Genomic DNA, 24,471 nt, shown 5'->3' with positions numbered 1-24,471 from the left:
CAGACGGGCCCCCCCATAAAACCCCCCAACACACCGCATTGGATCCCACCCCCCCCCCCCCGGGGCCCCGCCGCTTCACTCCTTGTGGTCGTCGCCGGGCAGCACGGTACGCCCGCGGTCAACGGCGAACGGCTCGGTCGTCGGCATGACCGTGTGGACCGGCACCGCACCCGCCAGAGCCAGCTCCTCGAACGGCCGGCCGGTCGAACCCCAGGTACGCGCCACCACCTCGGTCTTGGCCACCTTCGCCCCCGGCGCCAGCCCCTCGACCGTGAGGATGAAGCGCGGCGGCGCCCCCGCCTTCACGTCGTCCACGAACGCGTATCCGCCGCCGACCAGCTTGCCCGCCGGGTCACGCAGCAGGGCGTTGACCACCAGGCTGCTGGCGGGCAGCGCGTACGGGTTGTCCACGTACCCGGTGACCAGGTAGGTGCCGTCCTTCTGTTTGAGCGTCTGCACGCCCGACACCGGGAAGCTGCGGAAGGCCGAGGCGATCCTGGCCGCCGCGCGCCACTGGGCGGGGCGGTACTCGATGGTGACCTTGGCCGGCCGTTCCGAGGCGCTGGCCTGACCGGCGAACGACAGCGAGCCGCCCGGCGGGACCGCGTCCAGCGGCTGGTCCATGCGCACGACCTCGGCGCCGGAGGCGTCGCGCCCGATCACCGTGGCCACCACGTGCTCGCCGAAGTGCCAGGGATTGGCGTTGGTGAGCACGCCGGCCCAGTTCACGGCGTAGCCGGAGGCGGTCTTGACGGTGTTGGACACCTGCTCCTTCAGCGCCAGCGGCTTGAGCTGGGCAGGCTGCTGCGCTTCTTCTGAGCACCCGGTCAAGAAGATCGCGCCGAGTGCGAGGACAGTGACGGTTCGGCTACGCAGGATCACTTTGCCGTGATAGCCGGTGCATGGGCACGTCATGCGTGAGACACGCGCATGGCGTACCCATTCTTTAACGTGGGCGCACGACCCGCGTCTCATCCCACACCGGCTCAGGAGCCTCGTAAACGGTGCCGTCGGCGCCGAAGACCAGGTATCGGTCGAAGTCCGCGGCGAACCAGCGGTCGTGGGTGACCGCGAGCACGGTTCCGTCGAAGGCGTCCAGGCCGATCTGGAGCGCCTCGGCGCTGGCCAGGTCGAGGTTGTCGGTGGGCTCGTCGAGCAGCAGCAGCGTCGCGCCGGACAGCTCCAGCAGCAGGATCTGCAGCCGCGCCTGCTGGCCGCCGGACAGCGTCTCGAAGCGCTGGTCGGCGATGAGCCCGGCCAGCTCGTAGCGGGACAGGATCTTCATGGCCTCGTTCTTGAGCCTGGCGTGCTCGGTCATGACGATCTCGACCGAGGTGCGTCCCCGCAGGTCGGGGCGGGCGTGGGTCTGGGCGAACAGGCCCGGGACCACCCTCGCGCCGAGCCTGGCGACGCCGGTGTGGCGCACGTCCTCGCCGGAGATCAGGCGCAGGAAGTGGGACTTGCCGGAGCCGTTGGAGCCCAGGACGGCGACGCGCTCGCCGTACCAGATCTCGGTGGAGAACGGCTTCATCAGGCCGGTCAGTTCGAGCTCCTCGCAGATGACCGCGCGCTTGCCGGTGCGGCCGCCCTTGAGCCGCATGCGGATGTTCTGCTCGCTGGGCGTCTCCTCCGGCGGGCCCGCGTCCTCGAACCTGCGCAGCCGCGTCTGGGCGGCGTGGTAGGCCGGGGCCATGCCGTCGTTGTAGCGTGCCTTGTTCTTGAGCATGTTGACCAGGGCTTTGAGCTTGGCGTGCTCTTCGTCCCAGCGGCGGCGCAGCTCTTCCAGGCGTTCGTTGCGCGCCCGTCTGGCGTCGGCGTAGGTGGTGAAGCTCCCGCCGTGGATCCAGATGTTGCCGGACTCCACCGTGACGATCCGGTCGGCGGCGTTGGCCAGCAGTTGCCGGTCGTGGCTGACCAGCAGGACCGTCTTGGACGTCTCCCTGAGCTGGCCCTCCAGCCACTCCTTGCCCGGCACGTCGAGGTAGTTGTCGGGCTCGTCGAGCAGCAGCGTCTGGTCGGGGCCGCGCAGCAGCGCCTCCAGCACGAGCCGTTTCTGCTCGCCGCCCGACAAGGTGGCCACATCCCGATATTTCACGTTGTCGTACGGCACGCCGAGCGCGGCCACCGTACACGTGTCCCAGAGCACCTCGATGTCGTAGCCACCGGCGTCGGTGTAGTCGGTGATGGCCTGGGCGTAGCGGAGCTGCGTCTTCTCGTCCTCGCGCTCCATCATGGCCAGCTCGGCCCGCTCCAGCTTGGCCGCGGCCTCCCGCACCGGCGGAGGCGCGACGCTGAGCAGCAGGTCGTGCACGGTGGAGCCGTCACGGACGCTGCCGATGAACTGGCGCATCACGCCGAGCCCGCCGGAACTGGCCACGCTCCCCTCGACCGGCTGCAGGTCGCCCGCCACCAGCCGCATCAGCGTCGTCTTCCCGGCCCCGTTGGGACCGACGAGCGCCGCCTTGATCCCGTCGGGGATCCGGAAAGACACGTCGTTCAGCAGCGGCCGCCCATCCGGCAGCACGTACGTCAGGTGTCCGACCTCGACGTGTCCCATCTCCCGATCCCTCCCCCAGCTCCTCGCGCAGGCTACCTGCCGGGGACGGGCCGGGTCATCCGGGTTTTCGGGGGTAGACAATAAGTCATCTAATGACTAGAACTGTAGTCGGCTCACCTCCTCCCCCCCTGGATGTGTGATGAAGCGTCTGCGCCTGGTCTTAATCCCACTCCTACTCGCGCTCCTCCTGCCTCAGCAGGCCATGGCCGCCGAGGCCAACTGCGCGCCCGAATTCCGTGGCTCGTCGATCAACCCCCGGCTGACCAGCCTGTTCAGCAACTACGGCAACGACAACTCCCGGCTCGACGACTGGACGGGTGCCGACGGCACCTACTCCGTCCGCCTGCCCAGCGGCAAAGAACTCTGGGTCTTCTCCGACACCTTCCTCGGCCAGGTCAACCCGGACGGGTCCCGGCCGCCGGTGGTCGAGGAGGGCGGCACGACCGTGTTCCTCAACAACACCTTCGCGCTGGAGCGCGAAGGACGGCTGCGCACGATCTACGGCGGCAGCCCCGGCAAACCCGCCGCCGTGATGCCGCCCCGCGACAAGAAGCACTGGTACTGGGCCGGCGACGTCACGCTGGCCGGTGGCATGGTCGAGGTGACCTACCAGGAGTACGAGCGCTTCGGCACCGGCGCCTGGGACTGGAAGTGGCACCGCAACGTCGTGGCCCGCTTCCCGCAGGGCCGCATGGAGCGCCCGGTCAGCGTCCACAACCTGCCCTCCGGCAACGGCGTGGCCTGGGCCTCCGGCATCCTCAAGGACGGCCGCTACACCTACGTCTACGGCGTCGAGGACAAGGGCGCCACCAAGTACATGCACCTGGCCAGGGTCCGTGGCGAGAGCCTGGTGGGCCGCTGGGAGTTCCGGACCGCCTCCGGCGCCTGGTCGCCGTCCGAGAAGGACTCGGCGCGCATGATGGAAGGCGTGGCCAACGAGTACAGCGTGACCAAGGTCGGCGACGGCTACGTCCTGATCACCCACGACACGACCGAGGCGCTGAGCGCCAAGATCGTGGCCTACTCGTCCTGCTCGCCGACCGGACCGTTCACCGGCAAGCAGCTCCTCTACACGACCCCCGAGACCAACGGGAACATCTTTACCTACAACGCCCACGCCCACCCCGCCGCGGCCGGTGACGGCCTCGTGGTCTCCTACAACGTCAACAGCTTCGTCAACACCGACCACTATCGCGACGTGTCGATCTACCGCCCGAGGTTCATCGACGTGAGGTTCGGTTGAGGCGTAACTGGTCCGCACGTCTTCGTCGCTTCGCCCTTGACGGCATGGACGCGGTGACGCTGGAGAACGAGCTTCTCCGCGTCACCGTCCTGCCGGGCAAGAGCGGCGACGTCGTCGAGTTTCTGCACAAGCCGACCGACACCGACTTCGTCTGGCTCTCCCCGCAGGGCCTGCGCGCCCCCGCCGCGCACCTTCAGGGCGCCGCCGACGACGTGGCCCAGTTCATCGACCACTACGAGGGCGGCTGGCAGGAGATCTTCCCCAGCGGCGGCGCGCCCAGCCTCTACCGGGGCGCCCGCCTGGCCCAGCACGGCGAGGTGTCGGGGCTGCCGTGGGAGTGCGCGGTCGTGGCCGACACACCCGAGCGGGTCTCGGTACGGCTCAGCGTGCGCACCCGGCGCCTGCCGTACCGGCTGGAAAGGACGCTCACGCTCGCGGCCGGATCACCCGCGCTGGAGGTCGAGGGCCGGGCGAGCAACGACAGCGGCCTGCCCCTGCACGCCATGTGGGGCCAGCACATCGTGTACGGCGCGCCGTTCCTCAAGCCCGGCCACCGGATCACGCTGCCCGGCGGCGTGAAGGTGGTCCCGCACGACACGGCCATCAACCCGGCGGGCCGCAGGGTCGCGTCGGGCGGCCCCTGGGACTGGCCGCTGGTGCCCGACGGCGCCGGCGGCACGACCGATCTCGCCGTGGTGCAGGAGCCCGGCTCGCCGAGCGACGTGCTGTACCTGACCGGCTTCACCGAAGGCTGGTATGAGATCTCGGGAGAGATCGGCATGCGGGTGGAATGGGATGCCGGGGTGCTGCCGTATCTGTGGATGTGGCAGGAGTTCGGTGCTTCGGTGGACTATCCCTGGTGGGGCCGGGCCTACGTGCTCGGGCTCGAACCGTTCGCCGGCATGCCGACCGACGGGCTGGCGGCGGCCGTGGGCAACGGCACGGCGATGGCGCTGGGGCCGTACGAGAGCAAGGTGCTGAGATGGCGCGCGGAGGTGCTGGCATGAAAGATGTCGACGGCAAGGTGGCGCTGGTGACCGGTGGCTCCACGGGCATCGGGCGCGCGGTCGTCGACCGGCTGGTCGCCGGCGGGGCGTCGGTGGTCTTCTGCGGCCTCGGCGAGGGCGTGCCCGTGGAGGGCGAGCGGGTGACCGGGATCGCGGCCGACGTGCGCGACGTCGGGCGGATGCGCGAGCTGGCCGAGCTGGCGGTCTCCCGTCACGGCGGGCTGGACATCGTGGTGACCTGCGCCGGCGTGCAGCGCTACGGCACCGTCGAGGACACCCCGCAGGAGACCTGGGACGAGGTCATGGACGTCAACGTCAAGGGCGTCTACCTGGCCTGCCAGGCCGCCGTCCCGCATCTGCGCGCCCGGGGCGGCGGGTCGATCGTCGTGGTCGCCTCCGTCCAGTCGTTCGCCTCGCAGACGCGGGTGGCGGCCTACTCCACCAGCAAGGCGGCCCTGCTCGGCCTGACCAGGTCCATGGCGCTCGACCACGCCGCCGACGGCATCAGGGCCAACGTCGTCTGCCCCGGCTCGGTGGACACGCCCATGCTGCGCTGGGCCGCGGACCTGTGGCGGGGCGAGCGCACGCGGGAGGAGATGGTGGCCGAGTGGGGCCGCTCCCACCCGCTGGGCCGGGTGGCCCAGCCGGCGGAGGTGGCCGAGCTGGTCGCGTTCCTCGCCAGTGATCGGGCCTCGTTCATCACCGGCTCCGAGCACCGCGTGGACGGCGGCCTGCTGTCCGGCGTCCCGGTGGCGCTACCGGAGTGAGCCCGCGACGAAGGCGGCCAGGTCGGCCGACTGGCGCAGGCGGCTCGGCTCATGGACGTACATCATGTGGCCGGCCTCGTAGTACTTGAACTCGACGTTGCCGCTCAGCTCCCGCGGGATGCGCAGTTGGGCGAAGGTATGCTCGGCGGCGAAGTACGGCGTGGCGCCGTCGTGATACCCGCAGGCCACGTGGACGCGCAGGTGGTGGTTGTCGCGCATGGCCGCCGCCAGCTTGTCGGCGGCGTGCACGTGGGCGCCCTCGAACTCCTTGTACGACCAGGGCTGCACCCGGCCGGTGAGGATCTCGTAGGGCAGGTCGCTGGTGTATCCGAGGTCGGCACGCAGGTAGTGGTTGAGCGCGGCGCTGTAGGGACCGACGATCGCGCTCATGCTGGGGTCGCGGTCGAAGTGCTCGCGGCCGCCGTCCTCGTCCCAGCCGGTGAAGCGGCCGTCGAGGCGGCCCACGATCCGGCGGCGCGAGCGCAGCAGCTCGGTGAAGAAGCGGATGTGCTCCAGGCGCAGGTCGACCCGGTCGACGTAGTCCGCGCCGAGGCCGGTGAGCGCGGCGACCTTGGCGACGGCGGCGGCGCGTTCCTCGGTGGTGAGGCGGTTGCCGCGGGCCAGGGCCCACGGGTAGTCGCGGGCGGCGTACTCCTCGGCCTCGCGCAGCACCTCGGCCAGCGGGCGCTCGCCGTGCAGGCCGTGGTAGTGCGCGATGGCCGCGTACGTGGGCAGGTAGAGGGCGTAGGCCAGGTCGTTGCCCGGGTTGAACTCGCCGGTGATGAAGTCGAGCACCGAGGAGATCAGCATGAGCCCGTTGAGGTACATGCCGTAGCGGGTCTGCAGGTGGTCGGCGAGCGCGGCGGCCCTGAGCGTGCCGTAGGACTCCCCGGCCAGGAACTTGGGCGACATCCACCGCCCGTTGCGGGTGGTCCAGAGCCGGATGATCTCCCCCACCGACTCCACGTCGCCGGTGAAGCCGTGGTAGGCGTCGGGCTTGTGGCCCTCGGCGGCCCGGGAGAAACCGGTGGAGACCGGGTCGATGAACACCAGGTCGCTCTCGTTGAGCAGCGTCTCGGCGTTGTCGGCCAGCCCGTACGGCGGAGGCAGCAACGCCCCGGCGTCGCCCATGACCACCCGGCGGGGGCCGAGCACCCCGAGATGCAGCCACACGCTCGACGACCCGGGCCCGCCGTTGAAGGCGAAGGTGACGGGGCGCGTCAGGGGGTCGGCGCCGTCGAGCGTGTAGGCGGTGACGAACATCTCCGCCTTGGCCTGGTGGCCGTCGAAGGCGCCGTCGGTGAACGTCTCCTCCCGCAGCACCATGGTCCCGGTCCTGGCCGTGTACGGCTGGCCGGAGGTGAGGGTGTGCAGGGTGGTGACCAGGTTGTCAGCGGGAGTGGTGTTCGTCATGAGGATGAGACTATGTCTGGACTTCTACTGAAATGTCAGGGTCGGCGAAGCGCTCGTTGGGCACCTGCGCGTACCACCCCGGACGGCCAGGATCGCGGTCGTACGGATAGCCGCCCGTCTCCCGGTAGAGCTCGGCGTATCGCGCCACCTTGTCGCGGTCCAGCCGGACCCCCAGCCCGGGGCCGGAGGGCACCGCGATCGCGCCGTTCACGTACGGCAGCTTGCCGCCCTCGATCACGTCGTCGCGCAACTGGTGGTAGTGGGCGTCGGCGGCGTACCCGAGGTTGGGCAGCACCGCGCCCAGGTGGAGCATGGTCGCGAGCTGGATGCCCAGCTCGCCCGACGAGTGCACCGCCACGCCGAGCTGGAACGTCTCACACACGCCGGCCGCCTTCACGCACGGCCGGATGCCGCCCCAGAAGGTCGTGTCCAGCAGGATCACGTCCGCGCTGCGCCGCATGACGTTCGAGGCGAGCTGCTCGAAGTTGACCACAACGGTGTTGGTGGCCAGCGGCACGCGTACCTGCTCGCGGACCTGCCGCAGGCCCTCCAGGCCGAAGACCGGGTCCTCCAGGTAGTCGTTGTTGAGGTCCTCGATGGCCCGGCCGAACCGCAGGCCCTCGGCCATCGAGAGCACGGCGTTCGGGTCGTAGCGCAGCCGGTCCTCGGGGAAGGCCGCGGCCAGCGCCCGGTAGCACTCCAGCTCGTAGCCGGGCGGGAAGACGCCGCCCTTGAGCTTGTGCACCGTGAAGCCGTGGTCCCGCTTGAGCTCGCGCGCCTGCTCCACCAGTTGGTCGGGGGTCCTGATCTCCTTGTGGCCCTCGGCCGCGTACCGGAAGAACAGGTAGGAGGCGAAGGCCACCTCGTCGCGTACGCGCCCGCCGAGCAGGTCGTGCACGGGCGCCCCGAGGTGCTGCCCGACCAGGTCGAGGCAGGCGAACTCGATGGCCGCGAGCAGCTGCGTGCGGTTGTTGTAGAGCGAGGCGGTGGGATTGGCGATCTTGAAGCGGAGAGCTTCGAGCTGGAACGGGTCGTGGCCGGTCAGGTAGGGCAGCAGCGCCTTGAACGCGGCCTGCGCGCTCTCGCCGCCGCCGCCCATCTCGCCCAGCCCGACCAGCCCGTTGTCCGCTTCGACCTCGACGATCGTGCGGACGAAACGGCCCCAGTGGGCGCCGTTGCTGTGCCGCAGCGGCGCCTCCAACGGGACGGCGACGGTTGTCGCCCGGATGTCAACGATCTTCACAAGTCCCCCAAACGGCGGCCACCCCGCAGGCGGGCAGCACGACCTTGACCGATTCGCCGTCGACCGCCGCGGGCGCCAGGTCGGTGCGCAGCCCGGAGCTGACCTGGGCTTCACGCAGGCCCGGCAGCGTCACGCGCGCCTCCACCGGCCGCGGCGCCAGCGACTGCAGGCGCACCACCAGGCCGTCCGCCGACCTGCCCAGCGACGTGACCAGCACGTCCGGGTGGTCGACGCGGACGTACTCGTGCGCCGCCGTGTCCGCGCCGGTCGTCAGGACCCCGATGAACGGCTCGGTCAGCCCCGCCGCGGCCCGCGCGCCCAGGCGCCTGGCCTCGGCTCCGGCCTCCGAGGTGACGGCGTAGCGGAACGTGGTCTCACCCTGCTGCTGGGCGGGGAAGTTGGTGTCCCAGATGTTGTTGAGCGCCCAGGAGTAGACAGTGCCCGCCTCCTCCTCCAGCGTGGGCGGGAACGGCGCGTACGGCATGTGGATGGTGCCGAGTTGCACCAGCGGCGCCTCCATCGTGGCCCAGGCGATGGTCAGCTCGGGGTCCTCGTAGGCGATCCAGTGGCGGATCGGCAGCATGTACTCCGCCGAACCCGGCACCCGGGGCACGCCGGGCCCGCCGACGCCACCGGTCAGCTCCCAGGCCGCCGGGGCGCCCGCGGCGAACGGGAAGGCCAGGAAGACCGCCTCCTTCGCCGGAGTTCCCTGCTTGGCGAGCTGGTAGGTCAGGTCGAGCCTGGGCACGCCCTTGTGCAGCTCGATCGTGGTACGCAGCCAGTCGACGCCCTTGCCCTGCAGCTCCACGACGAGCTTCTCGCTGACCGCGGTGCGCTGCGCCTTGACCACGGCGGCGTTCCTGGCGATGGCCCGGTCGCCGAGCAGCGTCCGGTCGTGCGCGCCCACGTGTCCGGACATGTGGTTGAAATGCGGGGCGGTGGCGTAGCGGTCGTAGACGTACTGGCCGAACCCGGCGGCGGCGTCGGCGTTGACCAGCTCGCGACCGGCCACCTTGTCGAAGATCGAACGGACGTAGCCCTCGCGCAGGTCGTAGGTGACCCGGTAGAACTCGTTCTCGATCACCGGTTCCTGGCCCATCTCGACCGGCTCAGGAGCCTGCGTCTCGGCGGCGACGACGTCCACGCGGGCGTAGCCGTACCCGGGGACGTCGGGGACCACCGCGTGCAGGTGGCGCCCGATCGGCCGCGTCGGCCAGTCCTCCGGGAGCACGACCTCCTCGTGGTGGGGCAGGATCTGCCCGGTCCTGGCGTCCTTCAGCGCGATCGGCGCCTCGATGGGCACGAGGTCGCGCGGCAGGAACGCCTTCACCACGTCGGTCCTGGCGTGCGTGCCCGGGTTGAACACCGCGAACGAAGCCGCGCCCTCCCCGCTCAGCGCCGCGCCGAACCGGCGGACGGCCGCGTGCAGCAGGTCGGCCGCGTCGTCCTGGGCGTCGTAGGCCCCGGCCGACTTCCTGGTCCACTGCAGCCCGCCCGAGTCGCCCGCCTCCTCGGCGTCCTCCCACGGGTTGGCCGCGCCCCAGGTGTGCTCGTTGAACAGCGCCACCTTGTCGTAGGCCAGCGAGATCTGCTCGGTGGCGTCGACACCGGCCAGCGTGTGCAGGGTCTCGGCGGCCCTGAGCGAGGACTGCGCCCGCCGCACATAACCCAGCGGCCGGGCGCCGGAGCCGAGCCCGTCGGCCCACCAGTCGGTCCAGTCGCCCTCGTGCACGGCCAGCCGGTCGCCGTAGCGCTCCTCGACGTGCTCGAAGAAGTCGCTGTTGACCGCCGAGCGCAGCCTCGGCCAGGCCCACTGCTCGTTCCAGCGCCGCGCGATCGACGCCGGGACGATCGAGGGCCCCGCGTTGTCGGCGTGCGCGCCCTGCACCCGCAGATGCAGCACATCCAGCTCGTACGGCTCCCGCGGCGCGTCCGGCCCCTGCCACCCGAACGTCCCCGGCCCATACGGATACCCCCGGGTGGCCAAAGCCGACAGGTAACGCGGCAGCAGGTCGTCGGCCAGCTCGTAGGAGTCGGTCAGCCCGACCGTGTTGCCCTCCATGTACGCCATGCCGTGCGGCGTGTCGGTGAACCACACCAGCACCCGCTGCCCCGACGGCGCCTGCCACCAGAACGGCCTGGTCAGCTTGTCGCCGCCGTGCAGATACGGCACCGACCGCCCGGCCCAGTTGTGCGCCGCGGCCAGATACCGCACCCCGGCCGCGTTGAGCGCGTCCACGAGCCCGACCACGGCGCCCGGCACGTCGGTGTGCATCGCCGACTTGACCGGGAAGTCGAAGACCTGCCGCAGCTGCCGGTAGAGCTCCTCGGTCGAGCACGCCTCGGTGTGCAGCTGGAACGGCAGCGCGGTGACCTCGATGATCCCCTCGCGGGCCGCCCGGTTGAAGCGTTCCACCTGCTCGGCCGGGCGGGCGGCCAGCCACTTCGCCGCGGGCATCGACGACTCGACCGTCCAGCGGAACTTGGCGTCGTCCGGCCACGAGGCGGTCTCGTCGGCCAGCCGTACCGCCGCGTCGAGGTATTCCAGATGGTGGCGCAGGACGGTGCCCTGCGGGTCGGTGTAGCCGATGTCCAGGTGGGAGTGGTGCACGACGAAGACGCTCCACTTGCGCTGCGGCGTCACCGTGACCTCGGCCGAGCCGATCACGCCGGCGGCGTCGCGCACCTCCAGCGTGAACGTCCTGGGCTCGGTCACCTCGGGCACCAGCAGGGTGACGTCGGCGCCGGTCTTTTGATCAACGTCCTTCAGCGACACGACCAGGTCGGAGCCGATCAATCCGGTGCACGACACCCTGACCGCCTGGCGTCCGTCATGGGTGAACAACGGCAGTACGGCCAGCCGTACCTCCAGGCCGCGCACACTGATCACCGGGGTCGAGGTGTCGTGCCGCAGCGCCTGCCTGATCCCGTCGTAGTCCGGGGAACCGAGGCTCCTCTGCAGCAACCGGCTCGTCATCACACACTCCCTAGAGAAAGGCCTCTGGCGAAGAGGCGCTGGGTGGCGAGGAACAACGCGACCGTCGGCAGCGAGACCATCAGGCCCGCGGCCAGGCCGACGGGGACGGGCGTGCCCGCGTAAACGTCGGTGATCAGGCCGTTGAGCGCGACCATGACCGGTCGCACGTCCTGGGACTGGGTGAGGACCAGGCCGAAGATCAGGTCGTTCCAGATGAAGGTGAACTCAAGGATGAAGACCGCGGCCAGCGCGCTCGTCGACAGCGGCAGGTAGATGCGGAAGAAGATGCGCAGGGTCGAGGCGCCGTCCATCCTGGCGGCCTCGAAGATGGAGAAGGCCACGCCCGAGTAGAAGTTGCGCAGCACGAACGCGGCCAGCGGCACGTTGATCGCGGTGTAGAGGAGCAGCATGCCGAAGCGGTCGTCGTAGAGGCCGGCCTCGCTGTAGCCGATGAACAGCGGCACCAGCAGCATCTGCGACGGGAAGATCGTGCCGCCGAAGATGAGCATGAACCACAGGAAGCCGAAGCGCAGCCTGAGCACCACGATCGTGTACCCGGCCATGGCGCCGACGAGCACGCCGAGCAGGGGCGAGACCAGGCTGTACAGGGCGGTGCTCGCCAGGCTCTGGGCGAGGTCGACCCGCTCCAGCGCGGTCGAGAAGTTCTGGAACAGCGCGAAGTCGCCCGACGGGACCCACGCGCCGGCCGGGTCGTAGGCGTCGGCCGGACGCGAGGCGTTGACCAGCAGCAGATAGGTGGGACCGAGCCAGATCAGCCCGAGCACCACCAGCACGAGACGGCGAATCATCGCACCTGCCTCCTCAGGTAGAGCCAGGAGGCCAGTCCGGCCACCACGGTCAGCAGCACCGCGACCGCGGAGCCGTAGCCGTACTTGGTGGCGACGAACGTCTCGCGGTACATCATCACCGCCAGCGTCTCGGAGTTGCGTCCGGGCCCGCCCTGCGTCATCGCCCAGACGATGTCGAACGTCTTCAGCCCCGCCACCAGCGCCAGCCCCACCACGACCGCGGTCAGCGGGCGCATCAGCGGCCAGATGACATGCCGGAACAACGACCAGCCCGACGCCCCGTCGAGCCTGGCCGCCTCGATCGGCGCCTTGGGGATCGACTGCAGGCCGACCACGAACAACAGCGTGTTCACGCCGAGTTGCTGCCACGTCCACACCAGCAGCATCGCGACCGTGTTGTGCGGCGCCTCCTGCATGTACGCGGTGTCGGTGCCGAGCAGCAGGTTCGCGATGCCGTCGTGGGACAGGATCGGGCTCCAGACCATGCCGAGCCCGGCGCCGCTCAGCGCGTACGGCAGCATGAACGGCACCCGGAACCAGGCCCCGCCCTTGATGTCGTAGGACAGCACCGCCACCAGCAGGCCCAGCCCGACCGGGAGCACCATCGTGCCGACCACCCAGATCAGCGTGTTCCTGGTCGAGGTGAGCAGCGCCGGGTCGTCGAAGAGCCGGGTGAAGTTGCGCAGCCCGACGAACTCGGGGTCGGCCAGGCCGTCGTAGGCGGTGAGGCTGAGGTAGGCCGTCCACAGGAACGGCGCGTACAGGAGCCCGGCGACCAGGAGGACCGCCGGGGCCACGTACCCGCCCCTGAACCGCCCGAGGATGGGGGCGTTTCTCACTGGTGCGTGCTCCAGTACTCGTCGGCGGCCTTCTGAATCGTCTCCAGCACCTCCTTGGTGGTGCTGGTGTCGGAGACGAACTTGCCGAAGCCGTCGAGCGCGGCCGACAGGATCGGCGGCGGCGTCGCCTCGAAGTAGCGGTTGACCAGGCGGTACTTGCCGCTGCCCGCGTCCTTCGTGATCGCGTTGAGCGCTTCGTCCTTGACCGTGACCTTGGGGTTGGCGCTGACGTCGCCCCTGCTGCTCGCCCACTTCTCCTGGGCCCCGGCGCTCGTCCACCACTTGAGGTACTTCATCGAGGCCTCGGGGTCGGCGGCCTTGTCCAGCGCGCAGAGCGGGCCGCTCTCGAAGATGACCGAGGTCTTGGGCAGGGACGTGTTGACGTTCGGGATGACGAAGAAGCCGTAGTCCTTGCCGGGCGCCATGCTGCGGGTGGTCATGCTCGTGTTGAAGAACGTGCCGAAGGAGACCATGGCGGTCTTGCCGGTCTTCAGCAGGTCCGCCGGGTCGGTCTTGTCACCGGCGTTCACGAAGTATCCGGCGTCGATGAGTTCCTTCCACTTGTCCATCACCGCGACCACGCCCGGGTCGGTGTACTTGGCCTTGCCGGTGGACAACCGGTCGTACAGGTCGGGGTCCATTCCTGCCATGAGCTGCTCGAACCAGACGAAGGAGAACAACACGCTGGTGTGGTAGAAGGGCGTGACCCCGGCCTTCTTCAGCGTGTCCGCGGCCTTGATCAGCTCTTCCCAGGTGGTCGGCGGCTTGACGCCGTGCTTCTCGAAGACCGGCATGTTGTAGAACATGCCCCAGTAGGCGACGTTGAGCGGGACGCAGTACTGCTTGCCGCCGACCGTGTAGTAGGGCGCGAGATCCTGCGGGAGGTCACCCGCCTTGATCGCCTCCTGCCAGACGGCGGTGGTGTCGGCGACCTGCTTCTGCTTGACGATCTCTTCGAGCATCCCCCCGGTCTGCCAGGTGAACAGGTCGGGCTTCACGTCGGTGCGGAACGAGGCCTTGATGAACGCCTGGTACTGCGCCGAGTCGGTGTAACCCACCGGCTTCATCGACAGGCTGATCTGCTGCTTGGACAGGGCGCCCATGCCGTCGAAATACTTGCTCCAGGCGCCTTTGTCGTTGTAGAGCGACAGCTCGCTCTTCTTCTGCGGTGCTGCGGCGTCGTTGCCACCGCAGGCCGCCAGCGTCAGGGTGGCGGCCAATCCGAGCGCGGCCAGAGTGCGCATGCCGGACTCCTTACTCCATGGGGGGATGGTGCAGCCTCAGCTCGACGACGCTCTTCACGTCCGCGAGATGGGCCTTCATCAGCCGCTCAGCGGCCTGGGGGTCACCTGCCTCGATCGCTTCGAGGATCGCCAGGTGTTCGTCGTAGTCACGCCGCCGGTCATCGAAGATCTGCAGGATCTCCCGCTGCTCGTTGGCGTGCACGGTCAGCAGCGAGTCGACGATCTCGTGCAGGACGCCGTTGCCGGCCAGCCGGGCGGTGGCCCGGTGGAAGGTCATGTTGGCGTCGTGCAGTTCGGCGTCCTCGCCGCGCAGGTGGAGCGCCGCCTCGTCGAGCATCGTGCGCAGTGCGGCGATGCCCTCGGCGGTGGCGTGCTGCGCGGCCATGGCCGCCAGCGGCGGCTCGATGACGATGCGGGCGCCGAGCAGCTCGACGAGCTGAGCGCCGCGCATCTCGCGCATGTTGGGGTTGGGCATGACAAGACGTTCGATGGCGGAGCCGACGTATATGCCGGAGCCGTGGCGCATCTCGATCGCGCCGGTGGCTTCGAGCCTGCGCAGCGCCTCGCGGAGCGTCGGGGTGGTGACAGCGAAGCGCTGGGACAGTTCCCTGGTCGAGGGCAGCCGGTCGCCCGGACGGTGACCTCCGGTGCGGATGAGCTCCAGCATGCGCTCGGTAAGCGCGTCGGAGAGCGTGGGACGGGTGACTTCGGCCGACATATCAAGTCATCTAATCACCTTATGTGCACTGCGTCTACGCGTGCTTTCGGAGTATTTTGCACGCCATGAAAAGGTTTCTGGCGTGGACGGTGCCCGTCCTCCTGGCACTCGGCACGGCCGGAGTGGGCGCGGCCGGCTGGTACTACTCCGGCATGGTCATCGACCCGTCGGGCGGCCAGAACTCCTACCCGCTCGAGGTCACCGAGGCCACCGGCGACCAGGTCACGCTCAAGGGCGGCGGCGACACGGCCGCCCCCGGCACCTACGGGCTGACGTGGAAGGACGGCAACGCCACGCTGGGCAAGGTGATCTCCACCGGTCCCGGGACGGTGACGCGCGAGGTCCTCAAGGTACGGCGGGGCGAGCTGAAACCCGGGGTCCGCGGCTACCTCGACCGGTGGATGTGGGGAAACGAGGATCCCGGGTCGGCGCTCGGCCTGCCGTACAAAAGCGTGAAAATCCGCTCGGAACTGGGCGAGTTCCCGGCGTGGCAGACGGAGGGCAAGGCGAAGACGTGGGTGATCGCGGTGCACGGGCGCAACGCGAACGCCGGCGAGGCGCTGCGGATCACCCCCGCCTTCCACAGGCTGGGGATGCCGGTGCTGGGGATCAGCTACCGCAACGACACCGGGGCGCCGGCCGGGCCCGACGGGAAGTTCCACCTGGGCGCCTCTGAATGGAAGGAGGTGGCGGCCGCCATCTCCTACGCGCGTTCGCAGGGGGCGAGCGGGGTGGTGCTCTACGGGTACTCGATGGGCGGCGGGATCGTCGCGATGGCTGCCCGGAAGCTCCCCAAGGAGCCGATCAGGGGGATCGTCCTGGACAGTCCGGTCATGGACTGGAAGGGGCCGATCGAGGCGGGGGCGCGTGAGCAGGGTGTGCCGTTGTGGCTGGCGTCGGTGGGCCGGTTCGTGATCGAGCGGCGGACCGGGATCTCGCTGGCTGAGCTGGATCATGTGGCGCATGCCCAGGAGTTCAGGATGCCGGTCCTGCTGTTCGTGGACGACTCCGACACCGGGGTGCCGCCTGGGCCGGCGTTGGAGTTTGCACGGGTTCGGTCGGATTTGGTGAACGTGGTGCGTACACAGGGGGGTGGGCACGTCGGATCATGGAACGTCGACCCGGAAGCCTACGAAAAGACCGTCACCGACTTCACCACAAACCTACCCACGGCCTCTCCCTGACCCCGCCCCCACGGCTTTCCTCCCGCTCCCCCCGAAGCGCCTCTACGGCTTCTTCTTGAGCAGGGCCATCATCTGGTCGATCTGGGCCTTACGTGACTTGCTGATCTGGTCAGCCCACTGCTTCACGTCCGGATTTATCCCGTTCATCGTCTCAATCTTCGCCATCTGGATGGCGTCATCCTGGTGCGCGATCAGCAGGTTGAGGAAGTCAGGCTCGAAGTTCTTCGACTTCGCCAGCCGCTCGATCTTCTCCCGGTCCGTCTCCGGCATCCCGCCATGATGGTCGTGGGCACTGGAAGGCGCGACGGTCGGCTGATCCCAGGAGCGTAACCACTCCATCATCTTCTTGACCTCGTCCCCTTGCGTGGACTCGATCGCCATCGCCATCACCTTGAGCTGGTCCTGGACGGGCTTGGCCCGAGCCTGCTTGACGATCTCGATGCCCTGCCGATGATGCGGGATCATCATCTGCAGGAACATGACGTCCTCGGAGTTGGCCGGCGCCTCGGTCTCGGGCGCGGCGCAGGCGGCCGCCAGTAACAGAAGCCCCAGGGCGAATGCTCTTTTCATCTCAGACCCGAGATTGACACGTTACGGCGGTCGAGTCGAGACCCGAAGTTCGACCTTAAGTGTGCTTAATTCTCCTTTAAGTATCGGCCGCCGTCCGGCATGATCGCCGAATGGTCACGCTGCACGGCACCCTCGTCAGGCTAGAGCCCCTCACCCTCGGCCACGCCCCCGACCTGGCGAAAGCCGCCGAGGAGGACCGCTCGTCCTACGCGTACACCATGGTCCCCCGGGCCCACGAGGTCGAGTCGTACATCTCCGCCCAGCTGACCCGCCCAGGCCTGACCCCGTTCGCCCAGGTACGCACCCAAGACGGCACGGCCGTAGGCTGCACCGGCTTCTGGGACCCGCGCACCTGGCCCGGCCGCGCGGACCTGCGCGCCATCGAGATCGGCTTCACCTGGCTGTCCGCCTCCGCCCAGGGCAGCGGCATCAACTCCGAGGCCAAGCTCCTGATGCTCGACCACGCCTTCAACGTGCTGGGCGTGGAGCGCGTCGACCTCAAAACGGACGCCCGTAACGAGCGCTCCCGCCGTGCCCTCGAACGACTCGGCGCGACCTTCGAGGGTGTACTGCGGAGCTGGTCCCTCTCCTGGGCCCCCGGAGAAGAAGGGCGGTTGCGGGACTCGGCGATGTTCTCGGTAATAGCTCCCGAGTGGCCCGCCGTACGCCGAAACCTGATCACCCGCCTCAACCCAGAGGCGGTCTGAGCAGAAACGAAGAAGCGACCAGCGACCCGCGCCACTTAGCGTCAACGGCATGAACCTCGCACTTCAGTACTGCCACATCACCGTCAACGACCTGGACGAATCGCTCGCCTTCTACCGCGACGCGCTCGGCTTGGAAGTGCGCAACGACGTCGGCTCGGACGTCTCCCGCTGGGTAACCCTCGGCAGCGTGAAACAGCCCGGCCTAGAGTTCGTATTGTCCCAGCCACACGCCGGCCGTTCCCAAGCCGACGGCGACGCCCTGCAGGAGTTGCTGGTCAAGGGCATCCTGCCCATGATCGTCTTCAGCACCGACGACCTGGACGCCACCTTCGAGAAGATAAGGGCATACGGCGCCGAAGTACTCCAGGAACCCATCGACCGCCCCTGGGGCCCACGCGACTCCGCCTTCCGCGACCCCTCAGGCAACATGGTCCGAATCCAACAGGCCTGAACGGAGGCGGCAACGGAGCTTTCGTCGCTCTCGGCTGCCTTGTGGCCTTCTGCGGACCAGATCATGACCGGAGGCGCTTGTGGCCATACCAAAGAAGGGCTCTAGGCTCATCACCGTCGAAGGTGTCGTCTATCGCTGGCGAATCCGTCACAAGCCAAGCCACGGACAGAGCATTGGCGAAAGCCCCCGAGCATGACGGTCCGCTTTTCAGGTAGGGCAATCACCCTGCATGGCAGATCGGGACTGCGGTCAGGGGTCTGCGGACGGTGGCGCGGATGCGTCGGCGCCGAATACGGCGAGCGGCGAAGTGAACGATCGTCACGACCCTGGCGTATGCGGATCCGTCAACTGCGCCATACAGTATGGATATTGACGTTGCTCCAAGGGCCACAATCGGAACTGAACACTCCTCGATCACAGCCCTGGAACGAAAAATTGAATACATCGTATCGGTCACCTTGGTGTGAAACATTTGGATAGGGGTTGAAGGAGTACCCCCCAGTCCACGGCGTCTCTCGCTTTACCCGCAGCTGCACCTCATGCGCCGGATTCGGATCGGCGTTAATGTTCCATCGCACGTGAAAGAAGTCCCAGTCGCGGGAAGTCGGACCCCATCGGAGGTTAATCTTTCAGTTCTTTTGATAGACGCGAAGCAAGTTGCCCCCGCCCATATTTGGCGACCAGGCGATCTGGCCGTTCTTGAACCGCTGAATTGAACCGCGCTTGTCCGGAAACCCCGTCTCCCGAGTAGTCGGGCAACCGTAGATGCTGCGTTCCCCACCCTTTGAGCGCCAGTAGTCCCCGACCAGGCTTCCTGGAGGTGCCACGAGTGCGGAATTACACGCAGCAATCGACGCCTCTCTCTCGGCATCCTCCACGGCGGCGACCGGTGAGGGTAGGAGCGCAACGACGACCACGTAGGCAGCAGTTGATCGCTGAAGACATGCAACGGCGCCCATGGTTTCCTCCCCCGAAGTTGATCATATCTGCCGATGCAACGCAGGGCATTATTCCATCGCACCTCCAGAGAAAGAGGCCTTGAATAGATTTGCATGGTCTTCGACTGGTGCGATCGATCTGCTCGATACACAGGACTGTTCTCTTTTCCAGTAGGCACCCTACGACTGGAGATCGTCAAGTAAGAGTGGGTAAAGGTCTATAAGACGTAGCGCCTCGCGGCCTTCGACCATTCGCTGAGGACACGCAACCGGTACTTCACCTTCCCGCAGATCACGGACATCGATCCAACGCCTAAAATGATCTGGAGCGAAATTAAATGATTGCGCTATTGACATCCATCAGAAAATGGCTCTCGCGCTCTGATCGCCTCGCACGCCGTCAACCCACCGTGTGGGTTCTCATCCGAAGTAACGAGTTCTCATCCGATGTGGCGAGGATGATCGCGTGAGAACCGACGTGCCGACAACCCGCGTGGTGTTTGCCGGTGCCGCTGCATCGCCGGTGGCCGAGGTGCTGCGCGGGTAGGCTGAAACGTATGCGCGCACTCCGCATCGTCGTCACTGTGTTCATCGCCGCCGTCGCGGTCTGGGGTGTGCTCCTGTTCACATTGCCGGTGGCCGGGGACCCGGCCACCATGCTGTTGGCGTGGACCGTCGTCATGGGCGTGCTGTTCGGGACACCTGCGATCCGCAGGTGCCTCCTCGGAACGGGACGCTCCTGACCGGAGGTCGTCAGTCCCTGTCTCCGGATTGCGTACAACTCGCGAACCGCAGGTCAACGCTGCCAGCACCCGACAGATCAATGGAGAAGCCACACACCGCATAGCAGCAGACGGGCCGGGGACGGAGTGTCAAGGCCGGCTGCGCGTACGTCCGCCAGTGGCCTTCCTCGGTCACGAGTTGTCCTGCAGTCACGGCCCGGACTTGATGCGGAGGAGCCGGTCTGCTGGGCCTGCCTGGGTCATGGAGTGCAGGGTGATCAGATTCCACTCCAGCCACTCCGCAAACACCATCCACACCAGGAGTCCGCGGGCGATGACTGGCACGAAAACGATCTGGTGTTCACTACCAAGCACGGCACCCCGATCGAGCCACGCACCCTCAACCTCTCGTTCGACATGCACTGCCGAAACGCCGACGTCCCACGTATCCGCGTTCACGACACCCGCCGAACCCCGCGCCTCGCTCCAGGCTCAGCCCGCGTGACGATGAGCATCCTCCGCCACTTCCAGCTAGTGGCCACGATGAACGTCTACACGCCGGTGTCGTCCCCCGAGACGCGCAAGGCCTCAAGCGCCTGAACAAGCGGCTGTCCTCGTATCTGCACAAGATCGAAAAGGGCCCTCCCGGATCATCCGGAAGGGCCCTTTTTCTGCGGAGCCGCCTTCGGGATTCGAACCCGAGACCCCTTCATTACGAGTGAAGTGCTCTGGCCGACTGAGCTAAGGCGGCACTGCCGTACAGCGTGATGAAGTCTACAGGAGGTGCGGCACTTCTCGCTCCCGTCGATCAGCAGCGGGTGCCGTCGGCGGGGGTGGTGCGGGTGATGAGGTAGTGGTCCACGTGGGTGTCGATGCAGGTGGAGCCACTGCCGTAGGCGGTGTGGCCGTCGCCTTCGTAGGTGAGGAGGGTGCCGGATTCGAGTTGGTCGGCTAGGGATTGTGACCAGTGATACGGGGTTGCGGGGTCGCGGCGGGTGCCGAGGACCAGGATGGGGGCGGCGCCGGGGGCGCGCAGGGTTGCGGGGGGCTCTGGGGCTGGGGGCCAGAAGGCGCAGGGGAGGATGCTCCACATGACGTAGGAGCCGAAGACCGGGGCGGCTTTTGCGGCGGTTGTGGCGGCTTGGGCCAGGGCTGAGGTGCCGGGTGGGGTTGGGGTGTCGGCGCAGGTTATGGCCATTCCGGATTCGGTCTGGTTGGAGTAGGTGCCGTCGTCGGCGCGACCTACCAACTGGTCGGCAGAGGACAGGAGCAGGGTGCCGTTGCCCTTCTGGGCTTCGGCCAAGGATTCGGACAGGGCTGGCCAGGTGTTCCGGTCGTAGAGCGGGGTCAGGGCTCCCAGGGTTGCCAGGGCTTCTGTTACTGGGCGGCCGGTTTCGCTGGTCAAGGGGTCTTTGTCGGTACGGCGGAGCAGGTCTGACATCTCAGCCAAGGCGTGTTCTGGGGTCTTTGAGGTGAGGGGGCAGGATCGGGAGGTCAGGCAGTCCTTGGCGTAGGCGCGGAAGGCGGTTTCGAAGCCCTTGGCCTGGTCGAGGTTGAGGCGTTGGCGGGTGATCGCCGGGTTCATGGCGCCGTCGAGGACCAGGGCGCGTACCTTGCCGGGGAACAGGTGGGCGTATGTCGCTCCCAGGAGGGTTCCGTATGACTTGCCGAGGTAGGTGAGCTTTTCGTCGCCCAAGGCGGCTCGGAGGAGGTCCATGTCCCGGGCGGCGTTCGTGGTGCTGACGTGCGGGAGGAGCTTCGCGGAGCTTGCCTGGCAGGCCTTGGCGAAGTCCTTCGAGGCCTGTTCCAGGGCGGATTGCTCGGGTTGGGTGTCGGGAGTGCTGTCCAGGGCGATGAACGCGGACAGCTGATCGTCGGTGAGGCATTTGATGGGGGTTGATGCGCCTACGCCTCTTGGGTCGAAGCCGACGATGTCGAACCGGGCGCGGATGTCCTGGCTGAGCATGGCGGGGGCGGCGCGGGCGTAGTCGATGCCGGAGCCGCCGGGGCCGCCCGGGTTGATCAGCAGGGAACCGATGCGGTCGCCGGTGGCGGGGAGGCGGATCACGCTGATCTCGATCTGTTCGCCGGCCGGTTGGGCGTGGTCCAGGGGGACGCGGAGGCGGGCGCACTCGAAGTCGTCACCGCAGCCGGACCAGGTCAGGGCCTCGGGGGCGGGGAGTCGGGCGCTCGCGCAGCCGGAGGTCAGCAGGATCAGGGCGGCTAGGAGGGCTCGGCACCACACTGTCGCCATGCTACGCCGAGTAGAAGGCGACCACGGGGTGCCTTGCGCGAACCACCCCTAGGCCGCGCGGTAGCGGGCGAGGAAGAGGTCGACGCCCGAGGTGATGATCTCCCTGAGGTCGACCTCGGCGTCGGCGTCGAAGGTGCGGACCAGCTGCGGTACGCCGATCGTGGCCGCCACCAGCTGCCGCACGGCGAGGACCGGGTCGGGCACGCTGATCCGCCCGCGCTCATGCAGGATCTCGAACGCCTCGACGAGCGGCTCGTTGTTCATCTTGTCGCTGATGCGGTACCACGCCTTGCCGAGCTGCGGAAAGCGGTCGATCTCCCCGATGACCAGCCGACGAAGGGCCATGATGTCGGGACGTAGGAGGATCTCCGCCCATTCGGTCATCAGGCTGATGAGGGCCGTCCGCAGGTCGTCCGCCTGAGCGATCTTCGACTTGCAGGGCTCCAGATGCGCGTACGTCTGCGGCAGAATCCCCCCGATCACCGCCAGGAAGAGCCGCTCCTTGTTGCCGAAATGCTTGTAGATCGTGGGTTTGGACACCCCGGCCCGGGAGGCGATGGCATCCACCGATGCGGCCGTATATCCCTCTTTGAGGAACTCGGCCTTGGCCGCGTCGATGATCGCTTCGCGCTTGCGCTGCGAGACGTTGACCGCATCGGGGATGATCGGGAGGCCGAATTCGTCAACGTTCATGCGCGTAAACTACACCGTTTGGTGTCCTCTCCTTGACCAGCGGGACGACCTCGGTCGCGAAGCGCACCACCTGCTCGGCCGACTGCTGCTCCGGCCAGAAGATGAACGTGGTGAAGGGCTGGTCGATGGCGAGCTTCGCCAGGAATTCGGCCCATTGGCCAGGCGTGCCGCGTACCGGATCGGAGCCGTGTTCGGGTAGTTCGCCCGGAACGGAGGTGATGGTGCCGACGATCTGCGCCATCCGCATGACGGCGGCCGGGTCGCGGCCTTCGGCGCGCGCCGCCTGGTCGATGAGGGAGTTCGCCTCTGGCCAGGACTCGTACGGCAGATACGACGGGATCGGCGCGGCCCACCCGTCGGCCAGCCGGCCGGTGAACCGCAGCGCCCGCGGCCCCTGCGCGCCGACCCAGATGTTGATCGGGTGGGCCGGCGGTGGCCCGGCATGCACGCCGTTGACCGTGTGGTGCTCGCCGCGCAGCCGTACCGTGGGCTGGTCCGGGCTCCACAGCGCGCGCATGATCTCCATCGCCTCGCCGAGCGCGTCGAGGGCCACCGCGGGCTTGAGCTCGGGCACGCCCATGCTGGCGATCGCCCGCCAGTAGCCGCCCGCACCGATACCCAGCTCAAACCGCCCACCGGACGCCAGATCCAGAGTTGCCGCAGTATTGGCGAGTACGGCCGGCAGACGCAACGGCAGACTGGCGACATCAGGGAAGAACCGGATCCGCTCCGTGTGCTCCAGCAAGGTGCCGATCAGGGCGAAGGCGTCAACTTGGGAGGGGGCATAGGGATGATCCTGTACGCCGACCAGGTCAAGGCCGGTCTCCTCGGCAACGGTGACCAGTTCGCGATGGGCGGCTATGTCAGGTGTGGGGACAAGGGAGAAGCCGAACTCCATGACAACCTCCGATTTAGGATCTCCACTCGAAACTAAACCGTTCAGTATAAAGTGTCAACTACACCGTTCAGTGTGGCCCGACCGACCTTGTGACGGGGTGCGCGGGCCGTCCACAGTGCTGCCGGGCGAACGCCGACCGCGGAGTCAGGGCAACTCACCCGCCGAAGGACGCCCTCCCACGTCTCCGGCCGCGCGAAAGCTCGCCCACCCGACGCGACACTTGCCCCAAGCGCCGTGTTTCTCCACCGCCTGGAAGTTCCCGCGCGTCACACGAGTTTCCACAGGCTCTGGGATCAGGCGCTCGCGCCGTACAACCCCCGCAGCCCAGATTCAGGCGGGGTTCGAGGTGCCGTCGGGATTGGCCCCCTCGGGGCCGTACTGCTTTTCGTGTTGCTGGCGGGGCGAACACACCGACGCCGACGGGCAGGCGCAGCGGCGGCCCCCGTCGTCCAGCCGGACCAGCACGGTGTCCGACGGGACGTTGTGGCCCATCACCGTGCCGTCGCCCTGAGGTGTGGCCACCCGGCTTCCCGCTTTCGGCATTCGGTAGCGCGTCTCGACGTACAGCGGATGCTCGTACTTGAGGCAGCACATGAGCCGCCCGCACGCCCCCGCGATACGCAGCGGGTTGACCGGCAGGTCCTGGTCCTTGGCCATGCGGACCGACACCGGTTCGAAGTCCTTGAGGAAGGTCGCGCAGCACAGGTCACGGCCGCACGGGCCGATGCCGCCCTGGAGACGGGCTTCGTCGCGGGGACCGATCTGGCGGAGTTCCACCCGGGCACGGAGGTTACGGGCCAGGTCGCGGACCAGCGCCCGGAAGTCGACCCGGTGCGGCGCGGAGAAGTAGACGGTGTAGACGTTGTCCTTGTCCAGATAGTCGACGCCGACCACCTTCATGGGCAGGCTGTGGCGTTTGATCAGGCGCTTGGAGACGCTGCGGGCTTCCGCGCGGCGTCGCTTGTTGCTCTCGTCGCGGGCCAGGTGCTCGTCGCCGGCGACGCCTTCGCACACGGGCAGCCCGTCGATGTCCTCACTCGAGTACTGCGGAGCCCACACGCACTCCGCGACCTCGGGACCCGAGTCGGTCGGCACCAGAACCTTGTCACCGACCTTGGGACTGTGCCCGCCCGGATCGAGGTAGTAGAGCCTCCCGTAGCGTGTAAAGCTCACGGCCATGATCATTCCCATGGGCTAGAGCTCGCCTCCTGACGGCCTCGGGGGTGCCTACCATTGC

The 24,471-nt window shown here is 68.0% G+C and carries 23 protein-coding genes and 1 tRNA gene; 7 read left to right on the top strand and 17 right to left on the bottom strand.

All coding sequences use genetic code 11. The features are described from left to right. Nucleotides 1-75 precede the first annotated feature (75 nt). Together ACFWY5_RS44170 and ACFWY5_RS44165 are read right to left on the bottom strand one after the other, a co-directional pair. Entirely contained in the window at nt 76-882 is an 807-nt protein-coding gene (locus tag ACFWY5_RS44170; protein WP_379638421.1) for a hypothetical protein, read from the bottom strand. Between the two features lie 64 nt (nt 883-946). Beyond that, nucleotides 947-2,557, bottom strand: a complete 1,611-nt coding sequence (locus tag ACFWY5_RS44165; RefSeq protein WP_379611976.1) for an ABC-F family ATP-binding cassette domain-containing protein — start codon at nt 2,555-2,557, stop codon at nt 947-949. Nucleotides 2,558-2,696: 139 nt separating this feature from the next. Here ACFWY5_RS44165 and ACFWY5_RS44160 point away from each other — a divergent pair, with 139 nt between their 5' ends. The 3 genes from ACFWY5_RS44160 to ACFWY5_RS44150 are packed head-to-tail and all read left to right on the top strand — an operon-like array spanning nt 2,697 to nt 5,574. After that, on the top strand, nt 2,697-3,800 hold the full coding sequence (locus ACFWY5_RS44160; RefSeq protein ID WP_379611977.1) for a DUF4185 domain-containing protein: 1,104 nt from the start codon (nt 2,697-2,699) through the stop codon (nt 3,798-3,800). A gap of 44 nt (nt 3,801-3,844) precedes the next feature. Then, nucleotides 3,845-4,807, top strand: coding sequence for a DUF4432 family protein (locus ACFWY5_RS44155; RefSeq protein ID WP_379638420.1), 963 nt, complete (start codon nt 3,845-3,847; stop codon nt 4,805-4,807). Beyond that, complete coding sequence (locus tag ACFWY5_RS44150) at nt 4,804-5,574, top strand: SDR family NAD(P)-dependent oxidoreductase (RefSeq protein ID WP_379611980.1); 771 nt, start codon at nt 4,804-4,806, stop codon at nt 5,572-5,574. The genes ACFWY5_RS44155 and ACFWY5_RS44150 overlap by 4 nt, the downstream gene beginning before the upstream one ends. On the opposite strand, the gene ACFWY5_RS44145 is transcribed toward ACFWY5_RS44150, so the two are convergent. From ACFWY5_RS44145 to ACFWY5_RS44115, 7 genes are read right to left on the bottom strand one after another with little or no spacing between them, the layout of a single operon-like run. Next, the gene (locus ACFWY5_RS44145; RefSeq protein ID WP_379611981.1) at nt 5,563-6,987 is read right to left on the bottom strand and encodes a S10 family peptidase; all 1,425 of its coding nucleotides are present in this window, start codon (nt 6,985-6,987) and stop codon (nt 5,563-5,565) included. The two genes, ACFWY5_RS44150 and ACFWY5_RS44145, sit on opposite strands and share 12 nt — an antisense overlap. Nucleotides 6,988-6,997: 10 nt before the next feature. After that, nucleotides 6,998-8,230 carry an enolase C-terminal domain-like protein gene (locus tag ACFWY5_RS44140; RefSeq protein WP_379638419.1) on the bottom strand — a complete coding sequence of 411 codons (1,233 nt, stop codon included), beginning with the start codon at nt 8,228-8,230 and terminating at the stop codon, nt 6,998-7,000. After that, nucleotides 8,217-11,207, bottom strand: a complete 2,991-nt coding sequence (locus ACFWY5_RS44135) for a glycoside hydrolase family 38 C-terminal domain-containing protein (protein WP_379611983.1) — start codon at nt 11,205-11,207, stop codon at nt 8,217-8,219. Before ACFWY5_RS44135 ends, ACFWY5_RS44140 begins: the two co-directional genes overlap by 14 nt. Continuing rightward, entirely contained in the window at nt 11,207-12,016 is an 810-nt protein-coding gene (locus ACFWY5_RS44130; RefSeq protein ID WP_379611984.1) for a carbohydrate ABC transporter permease, read from the bottom strand. The genes ACFWY5_RS44135 and ACFWY5_RS44130 overlap by 1 nt, the downstream gene beginning before the upstream one ends. Then, nucleotides 12,013-12,855, bottom strand: a complete 843-nt coding sequence (locus tag ACFWY5_RS44125; protein ID WP_379611985.1) for a carbohydrate ABC transporter permease — start codon at nt 12,853-12,855, stop codon at nt 12,013-12,015. Before ACFWY5_RS44125 ends, ACFWY5_RS44130 begins: the two co-directional genes overlap by 4 nt. Next, complete coding sequence (locus ACFWY5_RS44120) at nt 12,852-14,099, bottom strand: ABC transporter substrate-binding protein (protein WP_379611986.1); 1,248 nt, start codon at nt 14,097-14,099, stop codon at nt 12,852-12,854. Before ACFWY5_RS44120 ends, ACFWY5_RS44125 begins: the two co-directional genes overlap by 4 nt. Before the next feature lie 10 nt (nt 14,100-14,109). Then, nucleotides 14,110-14,817, bottom strand: coding sequence for a FadR/GntR family transcriptional regulator (locus tag ACFWY5_RS44115; protein WP_379611987.1), 708 nt, complete (start codon nt 14,815-14,817; stop codon nt 14,110-14,112). A gap of 65 nt (nt 14,818-14,882) precedes the next feature. Between ACFWY5_RS44115 and ACFWY5_RS44110 the strand changes: the two genes are divergently transcribed. After that, complete coding sequence (locus tag ACFWY5_RS44110; protein ID WP_379638418.1) at nt 14,883-16,001, top strand: alpha/beta hydrolase; 1,119 nt, start codon at nt 14,883-14,885, stop codon at nt 15,999-16,001. Between the two features lie 42 nt (nt 16,002-16,043). Here the strand turns inward: ACFWY5_RS44110 and ACFWY5_RS44105 are convergent, their stop codons facing one another. After that, entirely contained in the window at nt 16,044-16,481 is a 438-nt protein-coding gene (locus ACFWY5_RS44105) for a DUF305 domain-containing protein (RefSeq protein ID WP_379638417.1), read from the bottom strand. Nucleotides 16,482-16,681: 200 nt separating this feature from the next. Here ACFWY5_RS44105 and ACFWY5_RS44100 point away from each other — a divergent pair, with 200 nt between their 5' ends. Next, the gene (locus ACFWY5_RS44100; RefSeq protein WP_379638416.1) at nt 16,682-17,278 is read left to right on the top strand and encodes a GNAT family N-acetyltransferase; all 597 of its coding nucleotides are present in this window, start codon (nt 16,682-16,684) and stop codon (nt 17,276-17,278) included. A 49-nt stretch (nt 17,279-17,327) separates the two neighbouring features. Beyond that, nucleotides 17,328-17,729, top strand: a complete 402-nt coding sequence (locus ACFWY5_RS44095) for a VOC family protein (RefSeq protein WP_379638415.1) — start codon at nt 17,328-17,330, stop codon at nt 17,727-17,729. Between the two features lie 629 nt (nt 17,730-18,358). On the opposite strand, the gene ACFWY5_RS44090 is transcribed toward ACFWY5_RS44095, so the two are convergent. After that, nucleotides 18,359-18,688 (bottom strand): LGFP repeat-containing protein, encoded by a 330-nt coding sequence (locus tag ACFWY5_RS44090; RefSeq protein WP_379638414.1) that lies wholly within the window; start codon nt 18,686-18,688, stop codon nt 18,359-18,361. Nucleotides 18,689-19,224: 536 nt separating this feature from the next. Here ACFWY5_RS44090 and ACFWY5_RS44085 point away from each other — a divergent pair. Then, entirely contained in the window at nt 19,225-19,410 is a 186-nt protein-coding gene (locus tag ACFWY5_RS44085) for a hypothetical protein (RefSeq protein WP_379638412.1), read from the top strand. A 189-nt stretch (nt 19,411-19,599) separates the two neighbouring features. Here the strand turns inward: ACFWY5_RS44085 and ACFWY5_RS44080 are convergent, their stop codons facing one another. From ACFWY5_RS44080 to ACFWY5_RS44055, 6 genes are all read right to left on the bottom strand, one after another. Further along, complete coding sequence (locus tag ACFWY5_RS44080; protein WP_379638411.1) at nt 19,600-19,848, bottom strand: hypothetical protein; 249 nt, start codon at nt 19,846-19,848, stop codon at nt 19,600-19,602. A gap of 218 nt (nt 19,849-20,066) precedes the next feature. Beyond that, nucleotides 20,067-20,140, bottom strand: a tRNA-Thr gene (locus tag ACFWY5_RS44075). A 57-nt stretch (nt 20,141-20,197) separates the two neighbouring features. Continuing rightward, the gene (locus tag ACFWY5_RS44070) at nt 20,198-21,643 is read right to left on the bottom strand and encodes an alpha/beta hydrolase (protein ID WP_379638410.1); all 1,446 of its coding nucleotides are present in this window, start codon (nt 21,641-21,643) and stop codon (nt 20,198-20,200) included. A 48-nt stretch (nt 21,644-21,691) separates the two neighbouring features. Further along, on the bottom strand, nt 21,692-22,336 hold the full coding sequence (locus ACFWY5_RS44065; protein ID WP_379638409.1) for a TetR/AcrR family transcriptional regulator: 645 nt from the start codon (nt 22,334-22,336) through the stop codon (nt 21,692-21,694). Continuing rightward, nucleotides 22,326-23,234 carry an LLM class flavin-dependent oxidoreductase gene (locus ACFWY5_RS44060; RefSeq protein ID WP_379638408.1) on the bottom strand — a complete coding sequence of 303 codons (909 nt, stop codon included), beginning with the start codon at nt 23,232-23,234 and terminating at the stop codon, nt 22,326-22,328. Before ACFWY5_RS44060 ends, ACFWY5_RS44065 begins: the two co-directional genes overlap by 11 nt. Before the next feature lie 330 nt (nt 23,235-23,564). Next, nucleotides 23,565-24,413 carry a stage 0 sporulation family protein gene (locus ACFWY5_RS44055; RefSeq protein ID WP_379626978.1) on the bottom strand — a complete coding sequence of 283 codons (849 nt, stop codon included), beginning with the start codon at nt 24,411-24,413 and terminating at the stop codon, nt 23,565-23,567. Between the last annotated feature and the right edge of the window lie 58 nt (nt 24,414-24,471).

The sequence above is a fragment of the Nonomuraea sp. NPDC059007 genome (assembly GCF_042740555.1).
Taxonomy (GTDB): domain Bacteria; phylum Actinomycetota; class Actinomycetes; order Streptosporangiales; family Streptosporangiaceae; genus Nonomuraea.
The sequence above is the reverse complement of the archived record's forward strand: the minus strand, read 5'-3'. Positions and strand labels throughout refer to the sequence as shown.

Bases quoted from the DNA above. Each gene is read 5' to 3' on its own strand.
- ACFWY5_RS44165 (WP_379611976.1), bottom strand. From the start codon at position 2,557: ATGGGACACGTCGAGGTCGGACACCTGACGTACGTGCTGCCGGATGGG.
- ACFWY5_RS44160 (WP_379611977.1), top strand. From the start codon at position 2,697: ATGAAGCGTCTGCGCCTGGTCTTAATCCCACTCCTACTCGCGCTCCTC.
- ACFWY5_RS44155 (WP_379638420.1), top strand. From the start codon at position 3,845: ATGGACGCGGTGACGCTGGAGAACGAGCTTCTCCGCGTCACCGTCCTG.
- ACFWY5_RS44150 (WP_379611980.1), top strand. From the start codon at position 4,804: ATGAAAGATGTCGACGGCAAGGTGGCGCTGGTGACCGGTGGCTCCACG.
- ACFWY5_RS44145 (WP_379611981.1), bottom strand. From the start codon at position 6,987: ATGACGAACACCACTCCCGCTGACAACCTGGTCACCACCCTGCACACC.
- ACFWY5_RS44135 (WP_379611983.1), bottom strand. From the start codon at position 11,207: ATGACGAGCCGGTTGCTGCAGAGGAGCCTCGGTTCCCCGGACTACGAC.
- ACFWY5_RS44130 (WP_379611984.1), bottom strand. From the start codon at position 12,016: ATGATTCGCCGTCTCGTGCTGGTGGTGCTCGGGCTGATCTGGCTCGGT.
- ACFWY5_RS44120 (WP_379611986.1), bottom strand. From the start codon at position 14,099: ATGCGCACTCTGGCCGCGCTCGGATTGGCCGCCACCCTGACGCTGGCG.
- ACFWY5_RS44115 (WP_379611987.1), bottom strand. From the start codon at position 14,817: ATGTCGGCCGAAGTCACCCGTCCCACGCTCTCCGACGCGCTTACCGAG.
- ACFWY5_RS44110 (WP_379638418.1), top strand. From the start codon at position 14,883: ATGAAAAGGTTTCTGGCGTGGACGGTGCCCGTCCTCCTGGCACTCGGC.
- ACFWY5_RS44105 (WP_379638417.1), bottom strand. From the start codon at position 16,481: ATGTTCCTGCAGATGATGATCCCGCATCATCGGCAGGGCATCGAGATC.
- ACFWY5_RS44100 (WP_379638416.1), top strand. From the start codon at position 16,682: ATGGTCACGCTGCACGGCACCCTCGTCAGGCTAGAGCCCCTCACCCTC.
- ACFWY5_RS44095 (WP_379638415.1), top strand. From the start codon at position 17,328: ATGAACCTCGCACTTCAGTACTGCCACATCACCGTCAACGACCTGGAC.
- ACFWY5_RS44090 (WP_379638414.1), bottom strand. From the start codon at position 18,688: ATGGGCGCCGTTGCATGTCTTCAGCGATCAACTGCTGCCTACGTGGTC.
- ACFWY5_RS44085 (WP_379638412.1), top strand. From the start codon at position 19,225: ATGCGCGCACTCCGCATCGTCGTCACTGTGTTCATCGCCGCCGTCGCG.
- ACFWY5_RS44070 (WP_379638410.1), bottom strand. From the start codon at position 21,643: ATGGCGACAGTGTGGTGCCGAGCCCTCCTAGCCGCCCTGATCCTGCTG.
- ACFWY5_RS44065 (WP_379638409.1), bottom strand. From the start codon at position 22,336: ATGAACGTTGACGAATTCGGCCTCCCGATCATCCCCGATGCGGTCAAC.
- ACFWY5_RS44060 (WP_379638408.1), bottom strand. From the start codon at position 23,234: ATGGAGTTCGGCTTCTCCCTTGTCCCCACACCTGACATAGCCGCCCAT.
- ACFWY5_RS44055 (WP_379626978.1), bottom strand. From the start codon at position 24,413: ATGGCCGTGAGCTTTACACGCTACGGGAGGCTCTACTACCTCGATCCG.